Source organism: Intrasporangium sp. (assembly GCF_035280925.1).
Classification (GTDB): Bacteria; Actinomycetota; Actinomycetes; order Actinomycetales; family Dermatophilaceae; genus Intrasporangium.
The window spans coordinates 1-15,395 of sequence record NZ_DATEEY010000212.1 but is presented as its reverse complement, the minus strand read 5'-3'; the positions used below and the strand labels follow the sequence as shown (position 1 = coordinate 15,395).

At 70.9% G+C, this 15,395-nt stretch carries 19 protein-coding genes and 1 pseudogene; 15 read left to right on the top strand and 5 right to left on the bottom strand.

Features of this window, described 5'->3' with window-relative positions:
* Positions 1-82: 82 nt before the first annotated feature.
* The 3 genes from gabT to sigJ all read left to right on the top strand — a co-directional run bounded on the left by gabT (position 83) and on the right by sigJ (position 2,823).
* Positions 83-1,423, top strand: coding sequence for a 4-aminobutyrate--2-oxoglutarate transaminase (gabT, locus tag VJN29_RS19140; protein WP_324145236.1), 1,341 nt, complete (start codon positions 83-85; stop codon positions 1,421-1,423).
* A 102-nt stretch (positions 1,424-1,525) separates the two neighbouring features.
* Positions 1,526-1,963 (top strand): carboxymuconolactone decarboxylase family protein, encoded by a 438-nt coding sequence (locus VJN29_RS19135; RefSeq protein ID WP_324145235.1) that lies wholly within the window; start codon positions 1,526-1,528, stop codon positions 1,961-1,963.
* A complete protein-coding gene (sigJ, locus tag VJN29_RS19130) occupies positions 1,918-2,823 on the top strand; it encodes an RNA polymerase sigma factor SigJ (RefSeq protein WP_324145234.1) in 906 nt (301 codons plus the stop codon). The genes VJN29_RS19135 and sigJ overlap by 46 nt, the downstream gene beginning before the upstream one ends.
* Before the next feature lie 666 nt (positions 2,824-3,489).
* Here the strand turns inward: sigJ and VJN29_RS19125 are convergent.
* Positions 3,490-3,723 carry a hypothetical protein gene (locus VJN29_RS19125; RefSeq protein WP_324145233.1) on the bottom strand — a complete coding sequence of 78 codons (234 nt, stop codon included), beginning with the start codon at positions 3,721-3,723 and terminating at the stop codon, positions 3,490-3,492.
* On the opposite strand from VJN29_RS19125, the pseudogene VJN29_RS20405 reads away from it, so the two are divergent.
* A pseudogene (locus VJN29_RS20405) lies at positions 3,694-3,798 on the top strand (hypothetical protein); the annotation flags it as partial. The gene VJN29_RS19125 and the pseudogene VJN29_RS20405 overlap by 30 nt on opposite strands.
* Before the next feature lie 200 nt (positions 3,799-3,998).
* Here the strand turns inward: VJN29_RS20405 and VJN29_RS19120 are convergent.
* Together VJN29_RS19120 and VJN29_RS19115 are read right to left on the bottom strand one after the other, a co-directional pair.
* Entirely contained in the window at positions 3,999-4,820 is an 822-nt protein-coding gene (locus tag VJN29_RS19120; protein WP_324145232.1) for an SGNH/GDSL hydrolase family protein, read from the bottom strand.
* Entirely contained in the window at positions 4,817-5,494 is a 678-nt protein-coding gene (locus tag VJN29_RS19115) for a uracil-DNA glycosylase (RefSeq protein WP_324145231.1), read from the bottom strand. Before VJN29_RS19115 ends, VJN29_RS19120 begins: the two co-directional genes overlap by 4 nt.
* A 43-nt stretch (positions 5,495-5,537) precedes the next feature.
* On the opposite strand from VJN29_RS19115, the gene VJN29_RS19110 reads away from it, so the two are divergent.
* The 6 genes from VJN29_RS19110 to VJN29_RS19085 all read left to right on the top strand — a co-directional run bounded on the left by VJN29_RS19110 (position 5,538) and on the right by VJN29_RS19085 (position 11,071).
* Positions 5,538-6,692 (top strand): N-acetylglucosamine-6-phosphate deacetylase, encoded by a 1,155-nt coding sequence (locus VJN29_RS19110; protein WP_324145230.1) that lies wholly within the window; start codon positions 5,538-5,540, stop codon positions 6,690-6,692.
* 108 nt (positions 6,693-6,800) lie between these two features.
* Positions 6,801-7,481 (top strand): HAD-IA family hydrolase, encoded by a 681-nt coding sequence (locus VJN29_RS19105; RefSeq protein WP_324145229.1) that lies wholly within the window; start codon positions 6,801-6,803, stop codon positions 7,479-7,481.
* 146 nt (positions 7,482-7,627) lie between these two features.
* A complete protein-coding gene (locus VJN29_RS19100; RefSeq protein ID WP_324145228.1) occupies positions 7,628-8,989 on the top strand; it encodes a pyridoxal phosphate-dependent decarboxylase family protein in 1,362 nt (453 codons plus the stop codon).
* Positions 8,990-9,182: 193 nt separating this feature from the next.
* Entirely contained in the window at positions 9,183-9,476 is a 294-nt protein-coding gene (locus VJN29_RS19095; protein ID WP_324145227.1) for a DUF3263 domain-containing protein, read from the top strand.
* Positions 9,477-9,515: 39 nt separating this feature from the next.
* Positions 9,516-9,980 (top strand): GNAT family N-acetyltransferase, encoded by a 465-nt coding sequence (locus tag VJN29_RS19090; protein WP_324145226.1) that lies wholly within the window; start codon positions 9,516-9,518, stop codon positions 9,978-9,980.
* Between the two features lie 23 nt (positions 9,981-10,003).
* Positions 10,004-11,071: a P1 family peptidase gene (locus VJN29_RS19085; RefSeq protein WP_414654428.1), complete on the top strand. Its 1,068-nt coding sequence runs from the start codon at positions 10,004-10,006 to the stop codon at positions 11,069-11,071.
* Between the two features lie 278 nt (positions 11,072-11,349).
* Here the strand turns inward: VJN29_RS19085 and VJN29_RS19080 are convergent, their stop codons facing one another.
* A complete protein-coding gene (locus VJN29_RS19080) occupies positions 11,350-11,754 on the bottom strand; it encodes a DUF393 domain-containing protein (RefSeq protein ID WP_324145224.1) in 405 nt (134 codons plus the stop codon).
* Between VJN29_RS19080 and VJN29_RS19075 the strand changes: the two genes are divergently transcribed.
* Together VJN29_RS19075 and VJN29_RS19070 are read left to right on the top strand one after the other, a co-directional pair.
* Positions 11,747-12,247 carry a hypothetical protein gene (locus VJN29_RS19075; protein WP_324145223.1) on the top strand — a complete coding sequence of 167 codons (501 nt, stop codon included), beginning with the start codon at positions 11,747-11,749 and terminating at the stop codon, positions 12,245-12,247. The two genes, VJN29_RS19080 and VJN29_RS19075, sit on opposite strands and share 8 nt — an antisense overlap.
* On the top strand, positions 12,244-13,188 hold the full coding sequence (locus tag VJN29_RS19070; protein ID WP_324145222.1) for an HTTM domain-containing protein: 945 nt from the start codon (positions 12,244-12,246) through the stop codon (positions 13,186-13,188). Before VJN29_RS19075 ends, VJN29_RS19070 begins: the two co-directional genes overlap by 4 nt.
* Here VJN29_RS19070 and VJN29_RS19065 read toward each other — a convergent pair.
* Positions 13,172-14,041 (bottom strand): MBL fold metallo-hydrolase, encoded by an 870-nt coding sequence (locus VJN29_RS19065; RefSeq protein ID WP_324145221.1) that lies wholly within the window; start codon positions 14,039-14,041, stop codon positions 13,172-13,174. The two genes, VJN29_RS19070 and VJN29_RS19065, sit on opposite strands and share 17 nt — an antisense overlap.
* A gap of 101 nt (positions 14,042-14,142) precedes the next feature.
* Between VJN29_RS19065 and VJN29_RS19060 the strand changes: the two genes are divergently transcribed.
* From VJN29_RS19060 to VJN29_RS19050, 3 genes are all read left to right on the top strand, one after another.
* Positions 14,143-14,598: a hypothetical protein gene (locus VJN29_RS19060; protein WP_324145220.1), complete on the top strand. Its 456-nt coding sequence runs from the start codon at positions 14,143-14,145 to the stop codon at positions 14,596-14,598.
* A 36-nt stretch (positions 14,599-14,634) separates the two neighbouring features.
* Positions 14,635-15,045: an HIT family protein gene (locus VJN29_RS19055; protein WP_324145219.1), complete on the top strand. Its 411-nt coding sequence runs from the start codon at positions 14,635-14,637 to the stop codon at positions 15,043-15,045.
* Positions 15,046-15,082: 37 nt separating this feature from the next.
* Positions 15,083-15,395 (top strand): nitroreductase family deazaflavin-dependent oxidoreductase (locus tag VJN29_RS19050; RefSeq protein WP_324145218.1); only part of this gene is annotated, 313 nt, incomplete at its 3' end.

The window sequence follows — 15,395 nt, the reverse complement described above, 5'->3', positions numbered from 1 at the left end:
CGACTGAGAGGGGGAGCGTCGCGACGGGCACTGGACAGCGGGACCGAGCACAGCGGCATACGGCCGGATCTAGAGTGCCCCCATGACCAACGTCACCCAACAGCGTGTCCTCCACACCGCCATTCCCGGACCCAGGTCCATTGAACTGCAGGCGCGAAAATCCGTGAGTGTCTCGGCCGGCGTGGGCACGGGGCTGCCGGTCTACGTCGAGCGGGCCGGCGCCGGCATCCTCGTCGACGTCGACGGGAACCAGCTCATCGACTTCGGCTCCGGCATCGCGGTGACGACCGTCGGCAATGCCGCCCCGCGCGTCGTCGAGCGCGTCCAGCAGCAGGTCGCCGACTTCACGCACACCTGCTTCATGGTGACGCCCTACGAGGAGTACCTCGACGTGTGCGACGCCCTCAACGAGCTCACGCCCGGCGACCACGAGAAGCGCTCCGCCCTGTTCAACTCCGGCGCCGAGGCCGTGGAGAACGCCGTCAAGGTCGCCCGACACGTCACCGGCCGGCAGGCGGTCGTCGCCTTCGACCACGGCTACCACGGGCGGACCAACCTCACCATGGCGCTGACGGCCAAGAACATGCCTTACAAGCATCGGTTCGGCCCCTTCGCCGGCGAGGTCTACCGGGCGCCGATGAGCTACCCGTTCCGGTGGCCGGGCGGCCCGGCCGACTGCGCCAAGGAGTCGTTCGACGTCTTCGTCCAGCAGGTGCACGCGCAGGTGGGCGAGGAGAACCTCGCCGCCGTCATCCTCGAGCCGATCCAGGGCGAGGGCGGGTTCATCGTGCCGGCGCCGGGCTTCGTACGGCAGGTGGCGGACTGGTGCCGCGAGCACGGCATCCTCTTCATCGCCGACGAGGTGCAGACGGGCTTCTGCCGCACGGGCGACTGGTTCGCGAGCGAGCACGAGGGCGTGGTGCCTGACCTGATCGCGACGGCCAAGGGCATGGCCGGGGGCCTGCCGCTCGCCGGAGTGACAGGGCGCGCCGAGATCATGGACGCGATCCACGGTGGTGGCCTGGGCGGCACCTACGGTGGCAACCCGGTCGCGTGTGCCGCGGCGCTCGGCGCGATCGAGACGATGCGGTCCGAGGACCTGTGCGGGCGGGCCCGGGAGGTCGAGGCGCTCTTCCTGCCGCGCCTGCGGGCGCTCGCCGAGCGGTATCCGCAGATCGGCGACATCCGTGGGCGTGGGGCGATGCTCGCCATCGAGCTGGTGCGCGGCGCGGGTGACCTGACCCCCAACGCGGAGCTGACGGCGGCGGTCAACCGCGAGTGCCACGCGCAGGGGCTCGTCACCCTGACGTGTGGGACCTACGGCAACGTGTTCCGCTTCCTGCCGCCGCTCGTTGCCTCCGACGAGCTGCTGTCCGAGGGGCTCGACGTGTTCGAGGCGGCCTTCGCCAAGGCGCTCGGCTGAGTCCTTTCGTCCGTATGCCGCTGAGCTCGCTCGGTGGACCCATGTGACCCAAGTCACGTGGCTGGGTGTCACGCCCGGGTGCGCGTGCCCCGTCGTGCTGGCATGACGCGACGAATCGATATCGGTGACGTGGCTCCCGCCGGCTTCAGGGCGGTGCTGGGGCTCGAGAAGTACGTCTCCGGAGCCGTGGACCACACGGTCCTCCATCTGGTGAAGGCCCGGGCCTCGATGATCAACGGATGCACCTACTGCATCCACATGCACACCAATGACGCCCTCGAGGCTGGGGAGAGCGCTGACCGCCTGTTCGGTCTGGCGGCCTGGCAGGAGTCGCCCTTCTATGGCGAGGCGGAGCGGGCAGCGCTGGCTTTGACCGACGCGGTGACCCAGATCGACAGGCACGGCGTGCCTGACGACGTCTGGGACCCCGCCGTCAAGCACTGGGGCGAGGAGGGCGCCGCCAACCTGCTGCTGGCGATTGGCACGATTAACGTATGGAACCGGATCGCGATCACGTGCCGCACGCCACCCGGGGCCTGACCCTCGACGACGAGTTCCAGGCTGCCCGGCCGATGCTCGCCGGGCTGGCCTACCGCCTGCTGGGCAGCTGGCACGACGCCGAGGACGTCCTGCAGGAGGCCTACCTGCGCTGGGCGGTCGTCGAGCACTCGACGGTGCGCGAGCCGCGTCGCTACCTGACGAGGGTGGTGACGCGGCTGGCCATCGACTCGCTTCGCACCAGGCAGGCGCGGCGGGAGAGCTACGTCGGCGACTGGCTGCCCGAGCCGGCACCGGCTGACCTGTTCGGCGGTCCTGATCCCAGTGACCTGTCCCTCGCGGTGCTGCACCTGATGGAACGGCTCACCCCGGTGCAGCGTGCCGTCCATGTGCTGCGGACTGCTTTCGTCATCCCGTACGACGAGATCGCGGACATCCTGGGCCGGAGTCCGGAGGACTGCCGACAGCTGCTGCGGCGAGCCAAGGACGCGTTGGCCGACTCACGTGCCCGTTTCACCCCGACGCGGAACGAGCAGGAGCGGCTGCTGTCGGACTTCGTGGCAGCGGCACGGTCGGGCGACCTCGAGCGGCTCAAGGGACTGCTCCGTGCGGATGCCGTGGCGTGGAGCGACGGTGGAGGGCGTGCCAAGGCGGCCCGACGCCCGATCCACGGAGCCGACAAGGTGGCGCGGTTCATCGGCCGGCTCTACTCCCGTCCGGGCCTCTTCAACGCGGTCGTGCTCGACCTGGCCGGTGAGCGCGCGCTGCTCGTCGAGCTGGGCGAGGTCCCGCACGTCCTGACCCTCGAGCTCGAGGCCGGGCAGGTGGTCGGCATCCGTCTCGTCACGAACCCGGACAAGCTCTCCGTCGCAGCGAGCCGGGCAGCATCGTGGGACAAGTGACGGGATGACTCTGCGGTGGCCACGCTCGCGAAGGCGCAACGGAAGGGGTTGATCCCGTCATTTGTCCCACGTCGCCGTCCCTGTGGGTGGGCCTGTGGATGACGCCAGCAGCGCGGAGGCCACCTCGGCCAGATTGGCCGCGTGACCGCAGGGACAGCTGCAACTGAGGCAGGGCCGCACGTCGACCGTGCGGTCGCGGACGTCGTCGAGCGGCTTGGAGGAACGTGCTCCTGGCGAGAGCTGCGCCGAGCCGTGCATTGGCGGCACATTGCCGCGGCCCTGAAGGACGGTTCGATCGTCCGGCCCGGCCGGGGCGTGTACACCGTGCCGGCAGCGGCCCACGGGAGGGTGGTCGCTCGTCGGATGACGGGCACGGTCTCGCACCGGACCGCCGCCCTGCACTGGGGCTGGAAGGTCAAGTCGACCCCAGACCTCCCGGACGTGACGATCCCTACGAATCGGAAGCTGCGCACCAGCGCGCGCGGTCTGGCGACCGTCCACTGGCGCACACTCGGCGCCGGTGACGTCGTGGGCGGTTGGGTGACGAGCCGTGTCCGGACCGTCGTCGACTGCTGCCTCGACCTGCCATTCGACGAGGCGCTCTCGGTCTTCGACTCGGCGCTGCGCGGTGGCCTCAGGAGGCGTGAGGTGACCGAGGCGGTGTTGTCACTCGGGAAACTGCAACGACGACGGGTCCTGGCCCTGGCACGGGTGGCAAGCCACCGGGCTGCCAACCCGTTCGAGTCGGTTCTTCGGGCGCTTGCTGTCGAAGCGGGTGAACCACTCGGGGCGCAGTTCGAGCCTCAGCATCGCATCCGCTACGACGACTTCTACGCGCGCGTCGACCTGGGCAGCTACGACCTGCGCATCGTGCTGGAGGCGGAGAGCTTCGAGTTCCACGGCGACAGAGCAGCACTCACGCGAGACTGCGTCCGCTACACCGAGCTCGGGTCCCGCGGGTGGCTGGTGCTGCGTTTCACCTGGGAGCAGGTCATGTTCCAGCAGGACTGGGTTCGCCGGAGGATCGCGATGGCTGTGCGCGCGCGCCGATCACCAGAGAACATGGCGGCGAGCACGAAGGCGGGACGAGTGACGGGACGGCCTGGCGTGATCGCAGCGCGGTCAGCACCCGGCCTCGGTTCCTGTCCCGTCAATTGTCCCCTCCGCTTGAAGGGTCAGCCGAGGGGGCCGATCTCCGGGCGCTTGGCCTGCCGGTTGTCGCCCGAGGACCGACGCGTGAGGCGCCGGTGCACCCACGGGCCGACGTACTCGCGGGCCCACTGGGCGTTGGCATGCAGCGCCTCCCGGCGGCTGATCGGCGGCGCCGGCTCGAGCGGCGTCTCCCAGTCCGCATCGGCCGGAGCATGCCCCAGCGCCTGCAGCGCCGCCATCGCGACCCGCCGGTGGCCTTCACTCGTCATGTGGATCCGGTCGTCGGCCCACATCCGCCAGTCGCGAAGGGCGTGCAGGCCCCACTGATCGATGACGTGGGCTCCGTGGCGCCGGGCGATCGACCAGATGTTCGCCGCGTGGATGCCCGCGCGACCCCGGGTCGCCTTGACGAGTGGTGCCTCCGCAGGATCGACCGGTGTCGCCATGAGCACATCCGCCCCCGTCGCCCGAATGGTCATCACCGCACCTTCCAGCCGGGATGCCAGGGCGTCGAGGTCGGCCTTCGGTCGCAGGATGTCGTTGCCGCCGCCGACGATGCTGACGAGATCCGGCTCCAGTCCCAGGGCCCGCTCGAGCTGCGGCCCCACGACGTCCGCCAGCTTGCGCCCCCGCACGGCAAGGTTCGCGTAGCCGAACCCGAGCCCCGAGTCCTGCGCCATCTCCGACAGGTGCGCGGCCAACCGGTCCGCCCACCCGCCGAACTCGCCATGCGAGCCGTCTCCGACGATGAGCGGGTCATCGTCGCACATGCCCTCGGTGAAGGAGTCCCCGATGGCCACGTAGCGACTCCAGAGACGCCTCTCACCCGCGCCGGGCTCGGTCATGTCAGCCTCCAGTCGATCGGTGTGGCGCCCTGTCGGGTGAGGAGCTCGTTGGCCCGGCTGAACGGCCGAGACCCGAAGAAGCCGGATCGGGCCGACAGGGGTGAAGGGTGGGCGCTCTCGAGGCGCGGCACCTGTGCCAGCATCGGCGCGAGGGACTGCGCCTGCCGCCCCCACAGGATGGCGACCAATGGTCCACCACGCGCCACGAGACCCGAGATCGCCTGTCCCGTCACGGCTTCCCAGCCCTTGCCCTGATGGCTGGCCGGCCGCCCCGGGCACACGGTCAGCACCCGGTTGAGCAGCATGACGCCGCGGTCGAACCACGGACTGAGGTCCCCGTTCGCCGGTGGCGGCAACCCCAGGTCGGTCCCGAGCTCCTGGTAGATGTTCTGCAGCGACCGGGGCACGGGGCGTACGTCCGGGGCGACGGAGAACGACAGCCCGACGGGGTGACCGGGTGTGGGATACGGGTCCTGGCCGACGATGAGGACCCGGACGTCGTCGAGCGGCACGGTGAAGGCACGCAGGATCGCGTCGCCCGCCGGAAGGTAGCCCCGACCCGCAGCCACCTCGGCGCGCAGGAACTGGCCCATCGCGGCAATGGTGTCGGCCACCGGCTCCAGCACGGGCACCCACGAGGGGTGGACGAGCTCGGCGAGCGGACGGGCAGGCACGGGGTCACGCTACCGAACGACCCACACGGCAGAATCGGCCCTGATGACCACAGTGCTTCGCGGACCAGCCCTCATCGACGGTGCCGTCGTCACCGCCGAGGTCGCCATCGACCGAGAGCGCGTCGCGGCGGTCCGGCCGGTGCAGCCGTCCGACCCGGCCACCCCCGGAAGTGAGCCGGTGCTCGGGACGATGTCAGCGGCATACGTCGACCTCCATTGCCACGGAGGCGGTGGGTCGGCGTTCACCGACCTCGACGCCGACGCAGCCGCCGCGGCGGCCCGCCACCACCATGCCCGCGGCTCCACGTCCCTGCTCGCCAGCCTCGTGACCATGTCGGTCGCGGACCTGCTCCGCGGGGTCGAGATCCTCGCCGACCTGGCGGACGACGGCCTTGTCGATGGCATCCACCTCGAGGGTCCGTGGCTCGCCGAGGCCCGGTGCGGTGCCCATGACCCGAGGCTGCTCCGCGACCCGGACCTCCGGGAGGTCGACCGCCTCCTCCGTGCCGGTCGCGGCCACGTCCGGCAGGTGACCCTGGCGCCGGAGCGTGAGGGCGGGATGCGCCTCGTGCGGCACCTGCGCGACTCGGGTGTCCACCCGGCGATCGGGCACACGACGGCGACGTTTGCGCAGGTGGGGCAGGCTGTGGGCGCCGGCGCCGACCTCGCCACCCACCTGTTCAACGCGATGGACCCCTGGCACCACCGGACGCCCGGAGCGGTCCCGGCGCTCCTGCGTGCGGCCGTCCACGACGGGGTGACGCTGGAGCTCATCGCGGACGGCGCCCACCTCTCGGACGACACGGTGCGCACCGTCATGGACCTCGCCGGTCCGTCGCGGGTGGCCTTCGTGTCCGATGCGATCGCGGCTGCCGGCATCGGCGACGGGCCCTTCTCGCTCGGCGGCCTGCCCTTGGTTGTCTCCGGCGGCACCGCCCGGCTCACCAGGGGGCCGGGAGAGCCCGAGGGCTCCATCGCGGGTGGGACGAGCCACGTCGCCGACATCGTGTCCCGCCAGGTGAGTGCCGGGATCTCCCTGCCGTATGCCGCTGAGTCGGCTTCCAGCACACCTGCCCGCCTGCTCGGGCTGGCTGACCGAGGGGCGCTCCGCGCCGGCGCCCGCGCCGACCTCGTCGTGCTCGACGGCGCGGCCCGCGTCACACGGGTGATGCGGGCCGGTCGCTGGCTCGACGACTGAGCCCTGGTTCGAGGTATCCGCAGACGGCCAGGAGTCGATCTTCACCTCGAACCGTCGCGGGTCGGCGCGTTTCGGACCATGCCTCCGGAGCGCCTAGGCTAGGACCCCGTGACAGCTTCAGTGAGGCCTCGTTGGCCCGTAGTCATCTTCGATCTCGACGGCACCCTCGCCGACACCGTGGACCTCATCGTCGAGTCGTACCAGCACGCCTTCCGCACGGTCATGGGCCGTGAGGAGGACCCGGACGTCATCCGCTCGTGGATCGGGCGTCCGCTCAGCAGCGCGTTCCGCGACCATGCGCCGGACCACGCCGACCAGCTCTACGCGACCTACCTGAGCTGGAACGCCGACAACACCGAGCGGCTGATCCGCAGCTACGAGGGCGCCCGTGAGGTACTCGTCGCCCTGAACGAGGCCGGCGCCAAGGTCGGGGTGGCCACCTCCAAGCGGCGTGAGTCGGCGCAGCAGGCGATGGACCTGCTCGGCCTGTCGCCCCACGTCTCCGCCTTGGTGGCGCTCGAGGACACCGAGCTGCACAAGCCCGAGCCGGCGCCCCTGCTGCTCGCGATGGAGCGGCTCGGCGAGTCGCACCCGTCGCGGGCTGCCTACGTCGGTGACGCCGTGGTCGACGTGCTCGCAGGCAAGGCAGCGGGCATGGCCACCATCGCGGTGACGTGGGGCGCCGGCGTCCGGGCGAACCTCGACAAAGTGCGACCCGACGGCATCGCGACGACGCCGCCCGAGCTGCGCGACCTGCTCCTGCCACCCGCCCTGCCCCAGAGTTCCTGACGGCCGCCACCCTTCGTCGAGTGCGCACTTCGCGCCGGCAGCTACTGCACACTCGACGAGGTGGAGGGTGGCACCCGGTGAGCGTCGGAGCGGGAGCGAGCCCAGCGGCATACGGAATGGTTGTGGTTGAGCCCTAGAGTGCCTGCGTGCACTCCTTCGACAAGGATCCCGACCACGTCGCCGTGGAGCAGGTCCTGCGCTATGCGCGGGGCCGTCTGCTCATGGACCCGATCCCGCTCGACGGGCCGCAGACCGAGGAGTACCTCACGTCCGCGGCAGGCCAGACGATCACGGCTGCGGGGCTCGGGGCGGATCGCGCGATGGAGCTCTTCGAGCACACCCTTGCCCCCGCGTGCCTGTCGACCGACCACCCGCGGTACCTGTCCTTCATCCCGTGCGCCCCGACCCGTGAGGCAGCGGCGTTCGACGTCGTCGTCGGCGCATCGTCGGTCTACGGCGGGTCCTGGCTGGAGGGGGCTGGCGCCGTCTACGCCGAGAACCAGGCGCTGCGCTGGATCGCCGACCTCGCCGGGCTGCCAGAGGATGCGGGCGGGGTGTTCGTGCCGGGTGGGACCGTCGGCAACCTGTCCGCGCTCGTCGTCGCTCGTCACACCGCCCGAAACGAGGCGAAGGAGGCCGGCACCGGCGCCCGGCCGTGGCGGATCGCCGCGACCGACAATGCGCACTCGTCCGTCGTGTCGATGGCGGCCGTCATGGACGCCGAGGTCTGCGGCGTGCACGTCGACGAGAAGCTGCGCCTCACCGGACCGGAGCTGCGCAGGACCCTCGAGGAGCACGGGCCCGAGACGTTCTTCGCCGTCGTCGCGACGAGCGGTACGACGAACTTCGGCGTCGTCGACGACCTCGAGTCGGTCGCCGACGTGTGCGAGGAGTTCGGGCTCTGGCTGCACGTCGACGGCGCCTACGGCGGCGCGGGCCTCGCGGCTCCCTCGGTGCGGCACCTGTTCAACGGCATCGAGCGGGCGGACTCGTTCATCGTCGACCCGCACAAGTGGCTCTTCGCGCCGTTCGACTGCTGCGCGCTGCTCTATCGGGACCCCGCCCTGGCCCGGATCGCGCACACGCAGGAGGCGGGCTACCTCGACGTCCTGACCAAGGCGACCGAGTGGAACCCGACCGACTACTCCATCGGCCTGACCCGGCGCGCTCGCGGCCTGCCGCTCTGGTACTCCCTCGCGGTCCACGGCACCGACGCCTACGTCGAGGCGATCGAGAGCACGCTCGACGTCGTGCGCCACGCCGCCCGCGAGATCGAGGCGCGCCCGTACGTCGAGCTGGTCCGGGAGCCGGACCTGTCCGTCGTCGTCTTCCGGCGCCGGGGCTGGGAGCCGTGGGACTACCAGGCGTGGACGGACCGGCTGCTCGCCGCCGAGTTCGCCTTCGTCGTGCCGACCACCTTCCGCGGGGAGACACTGACCAGGTTCGCCGTGGTCAACCCGCACACCACCAAGGAAGACGTCACGGCCATCCTCGACACGATGGCGTGAATGGGCCGAGTGAATCACAACCGTGTGATTCACTCGCTAGGGTGGGTAGTGGAGCCAACGCGACCAAGTCCAGGTGATTCACGTGGGGTCGGGTCGACTGGAGAGCCGCACCCGGACTCGCTACCGTTTCGCACGGCCCGACGAGAGCCGCCGGGCCCCGCAAGAACCCAGCCAGTAAAGCAGGACAGGAATCATGAGCGCAGAACACGCCACGGAGCACACGCACCACTCCGAGAGCGCGCTCAGTGACCGGGACCTCGAGATCCTGGCCTTCGAGCGGCAGTGGTGGAAGTACGCCGGCTCGAAGGAGCAGGCCATCAAGGAGCTGTTCGACATGAGCTCCACGCGGTACTACCAGGTGCTCAACGCCCTGCTGGACACGCCGGCCGCCCTCGAGGCGGACCCGATGCTCATCAAGAGACTGCGCCGGATGCGCGCCAGCCGCCAGCGGGCCCGCACCAGCCGACGCCTCGGCTTCAACGCCTGATTTCCGCTCTTCCGCTGGGGCGCGTGGTTCACTTCCCCCATGGCCGACGTGGTGGTCCGCCGCGCAGGAGCGGATGACGCCTTCATCGTTGCCGCCCTGCACCTGCAGTTCGCACGGGAGCTCGGGATGCCGTCGGAGCCGGGCTACCTCGACCGGTTCGTCGACGCCTGGCTCGCCGAGCGCCCGGATCGCCCCACGTGGATCGCCGAGGCGCGCGGCGAGCACGCCGGCATCCTCGAGACCCGCCGCATCCGCGCCCTGCCCTGGCCGGGGCGGCGGGACGTCAGCTGGCTCCATGTGGGGGGCCTGTTCGTCACCCCTGCGACTCGCGACCTCGGGGTCGCCCGGGCGCTGACCGAGGTGATGATCGAATGGTCCCGCTCCACCGACGTCAAGTGGATCCGGGTCAACGCCCCGGATGAGAAGGAGCAACAGTTCTACGAGCGGCTGGGGTTCGCGTCTCCCGGCCGGCTCATGGAGTTCGACCTGAGGGACCCTGAGTGACCGCTGCCAGCACTGACTTCACCATGCGACCCGGCCGGACCAACTCCATCGTCGACGTCGCCGGCATCCGCGTCGGCCACTGCACCCGCGACGAGCCCGGCTGGCTGACCGGGGTGACGGTGGTGGTGGCGCCATCCGGCGGGGCGGTCGCCGGCGTCGACGTGCGCGGTGGAGGCCCCGGGACCCGCGAGACCGATCTGCTGGACCCCCGCAACCTCGTCGACCGGGTCGATGCCATCGTCCTGGGCGGCGGCAGCGCACCGGGCCTCGGGGCGGTGGACGGCGTCGTCGAGGGCCTGTTCGACGATGGTCGGGGCTGGCCGATGCGCGAGCCGGGGCAGGTCGTGCCGATCGTCCCCGGCGCGATCCTGTTCGACCTGGGACGTGCCGGCACGTGGCGCAACTATCCGCGCCCGACGGACGGGAGGGCGGCATACGACGTGGCTTCCGTCTCCGCCGTCCCGCAAGGCTGTGTGGGCGCTGGGACGGGCGCCCGCGTCGGCGGGCTCAAGGGTGGGGTCGGCTCGGCCAGCGTCGTCCTCGAGTCGGGCGCGACCGTGGGGGCCATCGTCGCGCTCAACGCCGTCGGTTCCGCCGTGGATCCCAGGACCGGCAGGCCGTATGCCGCTGGGCTTGGTCTCGCTGACGAGTTCGCTCACGTCGGGGCTGGGTCTGCGGAGGAGGTCGCTGAGGCTCGCGCCCGAGGTGAGTCCCTGCCCGACAAGCTGGCCGGAGTGCCGGCGATGGCGACGACGATCGGGGTCATCGCGACCGATGCGACGCTGAGCAAGGCGCAGTGCCAGAAGCTCGCCGGGGTCGGTCACGACGGCTTCGCCCGGGCGATCAAGCCGGTGCACACGGCGTCTGACGGGGACACGCTCTTCGCGATGGCGACGGGGGAGCGGGGCGAGGTCGAGCCGGCCGAGCTGGTGGTTCTGATGGAGGCCGGAGCAGACTGCGTGGCTCGCGCCATCGTGCATGCGCTGCTCGCCGCGACCTCGGTGGACCGGTCGACGGACGGCGGACTGGCGATCCGCTCCTGGTCCGACGCCTTCCCGTCCGCCCTCGCACCCCCGCCCCTGATCGAGTGAACAGCTTTGGGATGGAAGGTCGTCCCGAGCTGTCCCGACTCGGTAGCGTCGGGCTGTGGCGGCAAAGCGGCTGAACCGGGAGCAGTTCTACGACACGTTGGCTGAGATGGCCGCTACGGGCGAGTTTCCCCACGACGTGGCGGCACAGTTCGGCGTACCGCGTCCAGATGCTGGTCGAAGCCGTTCACTCGACCGGGTGTAGGCCCCGAAGCTGTTCACTCGACCGGGTGTAGGCCCCGAAGCTGTTCACTCGATCAAGGGTGGCGTCCGGAAGTTGTTCACTCGATCGGGACGGTGGGTGGCTGGTTGGGGAGGGCGCATGCCGGGGTGCCGCCCGGCAACTGGTGCCGGTGCCCCGCGACCCAGCCATAGACACGTGACGCCAACGCGTTGATCCCGGGCAACGTCAGGAGTCGGCCGACCGGTCGCCACCCCGGTGCGCCCTGGCGCAGGGCCTCGGCGATGGCCCGGTGACCGGGGTGAACGGCGCCGTCGACGTCGACGAACTGGGCCGCTTCCACACAGTCGGCCTCGGTGAGCCCGTAGGCGCTAAGGTCGACCCGCTGCCACGGTTCGATCCCGTACCGGCCGGTCCGGTCGACCCAACGGCGGAGGAACTCCACGGACGAGGTGCAGAAGGCACAGTCGCCGTCGAAGATCAGCAGGGGCAGGCGGGTGGACACGGGACCAGTCAACCACCAGGACAGCGGACGCCTGAACCGCGTCGGCCTGCTCCTCCGGGGGTTGGTGATGGTCCTCGTGGTCGTTGGCATCGTCACTGGGACCTGGCTGCGCAGCGACCAGGGGTGGCCGTTCGCACCGATGAGCCAGTTCGCCTTCGCCATCAGCGCGTCGGACGGCGAGATCCATTCGCGCTATCTCGAGGCGACGACGGTCGACGGCGAGCGCGTGCGGGTGGACCTGTCCCGCGGCGCGCTGGGCCTGCAGCGCGCCGAGATCGAGGGCCAGCTGTGGTCCTTCCGCCAGAAGCCCTCGCTGCTGCAGGCGATCGCCGTCCTCCACGCGAGACGGGCACCGGAGGCGCCCCGCTTCGCCGTGGTCGACCTCATGGATGACGTTCGTCTCGTCAGCGGCGGCGTGCCCGGTCCGCCCCGCACCGAGGTCGTCGCCTCGTGGACCGTGGTCGACCCGGCCGCTCCCGAGGAGCTGCCTTGAGCGCCCCGGCGCGATCACTGGTCACCGGACGCCTTCGCGGGTGGGCCTTCCCCAAGACGCCGCTGGCCCGCGTCGCCCGGGTCCGCGCGGCCATCTACGCCATCGTCATCCTCGACGTGCTCTTCTTCGTCACCGACCCGATCGACCACGGCGACGTCCCCGCGGGCCTCTATCGCGAGCTGCCGGTGCGTGCGCTCCTTCACCTCCCGCAACCCTCGCCCACCTACGGATGGGTGCTCCTGTTCGTCGTCCTCGTCAGCGCGGCCGTCGCCGCCTCGGGCCGGTGGCCGCGCCTCGCGGGGTGGGTGTGCGCCGTGGCGATGCTCGACTGGGTGAGCAACGGGATGTCCTACGGCAAGGTCGACCACGACCACTTCGCCCTCGTCGTCGCCCTCTTCGTGCTGCCGACGGTGGGAGGAGCGGGGTGGCTCGAGGGCCGACACACCGAGGCCGCGGGCTGGGCGCTTCGGATGATCCAGCTGGCCGTCGTCGCGACCTACTTCCTGTCCGCGATTGCCAAGGTCCGCGAGGGCGGCTGGCTCTGGGGCAGCTCGGCGACGCTCGTCTGGGCGCTGAGTCGCCGCGGCGATGTCCAGCCCGCACAGTGGCTCTCGACGCAGCCGGCGCTGACCTCCGTCATGCAGTGGACGGTCTTCGTCGCAGAGCTGCTGTCGCCGATCATGCTGTGGCTGCGAGGCCGGGCACTGCTCGCCGCAGTGGGCTTCTGGATGCTGTTCCACGCCTGCACCTACGTGCTGCTGACCATCCACTTCCTGCCGACCGCCATCTGCCTGCTTGCGTTCCTCCCGCTCGAGCGGATCGGCAGGCGCGGCCCCTCCGTGTCGACGGCTGGGGCGGGAGGAACGGGGTCCGGCGAGCTGGCGGCCGCGGCGCAGCCTCTGCGCCGGCGGGTCGGCGCGCGGCTCAGGAGCGAGTCGTAGGCTGCGGAACCTGCTCCCAGGCACGGCGGATCGCCGCCTCCAGTGCCGGCAGGGGATAGGGCAGCCGGTCATCCGGCTCAGCCACGGCCGCCTCGAGCGTCCATCCCTCGGCATGGCGCTCGCGGATGACCCGGGCAACGCGCTCGATGTCGTCACGCTGCCGCTGCACGAAGGCGGCGTCGACCGGCGTGCCGTGGCCGGGCATGACGACGCTCTCGGGACCGAGCCAGTTGAGGTGTGAGGTCAGGGTGTCGGACCACTCGAGCGGCCAGCAGTCCCCGCCGAAGGATGGGTCGGCCGACTCCTCGACGAGGTCACCGAGGAACATCGCGTCGGCATCGGCGATGTGCACGCAGATGTCACCGTCGGTGTGACCGCGGCCCGCCCAGGTCAGTGACACGGGGCGGTCGCCGAGGTCGATCGTCGCGCTGTGCTCGAAGGTGCAGTCAGGACCGCGGACATCGGTGGCCAGCACCTCGACGACGTCGCGCGAGGTGTAGCCGAGCTCGGGCCCGTCGTCCGGGTCCGCGCGGAACAGCGCCTTGATCCGTTCGACGTCCGCTTCGAGGCCGCGGCCGACGTTGGCGTGGGCGTGAACCGTGGCGGCGCTGAACGCCGTGTTGCCGAAGACGTGGTCGAAGTGGATGTGGGTGTTGACGACGTGGGTCACGGTGACGTCCATCCCGAGCCGCCGGATGTCGTCGAGCACCTCGAAGCCCTGCAGGCTGCTGGCCCGCGTGTCGACGACGACGGCCCCGTCGCGGCCGAGCACGAGGCCCACGTTGACGTCCCACTGGGGGTAGCGGGCGACGAACACCCGGTCTGCCACCTCGTGGAAACCCGTCCTCGCCATCACGACCACCTTCACGCCGTCCCGCCGTACTGGTGCTGGGCCACGCTATCGGGCTGCTCGCACTGCGCACCACCTGTCCGTTTCGTCTACCTTGGTGTGCCATGCGTGCGGAGAGGAGAGCCAGGGAGCGAGCTGCCAGACGTCGCCGCAAGGTCGCCGTCGCTGCGCCCATCGCGATCGTCGCGCTCATCGTGGCGGTGGTCGGGTGGTGGCCCGAAGTTGGTCGTTGGCGTGAGCAGCCGCTGTCCTCGGGCTTGGTCCCCACGAGCGTCGGCACGGAGTGGACCCCGGAGCCGGGGGTCAGCGACTGGCGCGCGGGAGGCACCGAGACCCCGCCTCCCGCCACGACCACCACGAGCAGCGTGGCCAGCCGCACCACGGTGGTCGCCGGGGCGCCGACCACCGGGCGCCAGGCTCCCACGACGCAGCCGACGACGACGTCCGCGGCGCCCAGCCCCACGTCGACCGCCACGGAGGCGGAGCCGACGAAGCGAACGGGGCCGCCGCTCACCAAGCCCCCGAACCCGAACAGGCCGACCAAGACCCCGCGTCCCTGACCGAGCCGACCTCAGGGCCGTGGCACGCTGAGCGTCATGGACTGCACGTTCTGTGCGATCGCCGCGGGCACGATCCCGGCTGACATCGTCCTCGACGAGTCCGACTTCGTCGCGTTCCTCGACCGGCGGCCGGTCTTCAAGGGCCACGCGTTGCTCGTGCCCCGTCTCCACGTCCACACCCTGCTCGACCTGCCCGTGGGCCTCAGCGCCGGCCTCACCGACACCGCTCGACGGCTGGCGGCCGCCGCGGTGGCAGGGCTCGGTGCGCAGGGCACCTTCGTCGCGGTGAACAACGTCGTGAGCCAGTCGGTGCCGCACCTGCACGTGCACGTCGTGCCCCGCACCAAGGGCGACGGCCTCCGAGGGTTCTTCTGGCCGCGCACCACGTATTCGAGCGGGGAGGAGTCCGCGACGTATGCCGCTCGGCTCGCCGCCGCTCTCCAGTGACCACCCCCGAGAGTGCAGTTCAGCCCATGATGGGTGGGTGAGCACAGTGAGCTCCCGCGTCCTGCCCCCCTGGCTCAGACGAGCGCTCGCCCTGCCCAACTGGCTCTACGCTCACGGGCTGGGCGGCCTCCTCGGGCGTCGCTTCGTCCAGATCACCCACGTGGGCAGACGCAGCGGTCAGACGTTCCACACCGTCGTCGAGGTCGTCGGCTACGACAGGACCACCGGCGAGACGACGGTCGTCTCGGGCTTCGGCCCACGAGCAGACTGGCTGCGCAACATCGAGGCTGCGGGAGGCGCCCAACTCGACTTCGGTCGCGGACCGAGCTCAGCGGCATACCGCAGACTGT

What these genes read in the sequence shown, in the direction of transcription:
- gabT (WP_324145236.1), top strand. Translation starts at nt 83, where the DNA reads ATGACCAACGTCACCCAACAGCGTGTCCTCCACACCGCCATTCCCGGA.
- VJN29_RS19135 (WP_324145235.1), top strand. Translation starts at nt 1,526, where the DNA reads ATGACGCGACGAATCGATATCGGTGACGTGGCTCCCGCCGGCTTCAGG.
- sigJ (WP_324145234.1), top strand. Translation starts at nt 1,918, where the DNA reads ATGGAACCGGATCGCGATCACGTGCCGCACGCCACCCGGGGCCTGACC.
- VJN29_RS19120 (WP_324145232.1), bottom strand. Translation starts at nt 4,820, where the DNA reads ATGACCGAGCCCGGCGCGGGTGAGAGGCGTCTCTGGAGTCGCTACGTG.
- VJN29_RS19110 (WP_324145230.1), top strand. Translation starts at nt 5,538, where the DNA reads ATGACCACAGTGCTTCGCGGACCAGCCCTCATCGACGGTGCCGTCGTC.
- VJN29_RS19095 (WP_324145227.1), top strand. Translation starts at nt 9,183, where the DNA reads ATGAGCGCAGAACACGCCACGGAGCACACGCACCACTCCGAGAGCGCG.
- VJN29_RS19090 (WP_324145226.1), top strand. Translation starts at nt 9,516, where the DNA reads ATGGCCGACGTGGTGGTCCGCCGCGCAGGAGCGGATGACGCCTTCATC.
- VJN29_RS19085 (WP_414654428.1), top strand. Translation starts at nt 10,004, where the DNA reads ATGCGACCCGGCCGGACCAACTCCATCGTCGACGTCGCCGGCATCCGC.
- VJN29_RS19065 (WP_324145221.1), bottom strand. Translation starts at nt 14,041, where the DNA reads ATGGCGAGGACGGGTTTCCACGAGGTGGCAGACCGGGTGTTCGTCGCC.
- VJN29_RS19060 (WP_324145220.1), top strand. Translation starts at nt 14,143, where the DNA reads ATGCGTGCGGAGAGGAGAGCCAGGGAGCGAGCTGCCAGACGTCGCCGC.
- VJN29_RS19055 (WP_324145219.1), top strand. Translation starts at nt 14,635, where the DNA reads ATGGACTGCACGTTCTGTGCGATCGCCGCGGGCACGATCCCGGCTGAC.